Source organism: Carboxylicivirga linearis, from assembly GCF_018271995.1.
Taxonomy (GTDB): domain Bacteria; phylum Bacteroidota; class Bacteroidia; order Bacteroidales; family Marinilabiliaceae; genus Carboxylicivirga; species Carboxylicivirga linearis.
In genome coordinates this window covers 1-586 of record NZ_JAGUCO010000138.1, presented here as the reverse complement: position 1 = coordinate 586, position 586 = coordinate 1, and the positions used below count along the sequence as shown (strand labels likewise).

Here is a 586-nt window from a genome sequence, read left to right as displayed (position 1 = left end):
TCGATAACCGCATAAAGAGTTTCTATGAAAAAAACGGCTATACCAATATTCCGTTTGATGGCAATAAAATTCAAAAAATGATTGAAGATTCACAGTTGGAGCTGAATGCTCTCTTTTACAAAATTTGGGGTTCAGATATGGGCTACCACCTGTTAGATAAGTTTTATGATTTCAGGGGTAACGTTTATGAGTTCTTTATGAGCCTTGACAGCAGCAACCGTGAGTTATTGACAGGAAAAGATTGGTAGCCGATGGATGCAAAAAGGGTCATAGAGCAAATCAATGATGAAGTTTACGAGATTGTCTCCAATTTTGTCACACTAAAGAAAGCTGGGATTAATTACAAAGCTTGTTGTCCATTTCACAATGAGAAAACGGCTTCGTTCAGCGTTAACCCGGCAAAAGGAATTTTCAAATGCTTTGGTTGTGATAAAGGCGGTAATGCCATTGAGTTTATTAAGGAGCATGAAAATGTTGAGTTTAAAGAAGCCGTTGAAATTGGTGCAAAGCTTTTGAACCTCAATTTTGAATGGAAGAAAAGCACCAATTGGGATGAAGCCAAATTCAAACATGAAGAAAGCCTGAA

At 37.4% G+C, this 586-nt stretch carries 2 protein-coding genes; both read left to right on the top strand.

What is annotated here, in order from left to right; all coding sequences use genetic code 11:
• Positions 1–248 (top strand): hypothetical protein (locus tag KEM10_RS25240; RefSeq protein ID WP_212221022.1); only part of this gene is annotated, 248 nt, incomplete at its 5' end.
• Positions 249–251: 3 nt separating this feature from the next.
• Positions 252–586 (top strand): CHC2 zinc finger domain-containing protein (locus KEM10_RS25235; protein WP_244826141.1); only part of this gene is annotated, 335 nt, incomplete at its 3' end.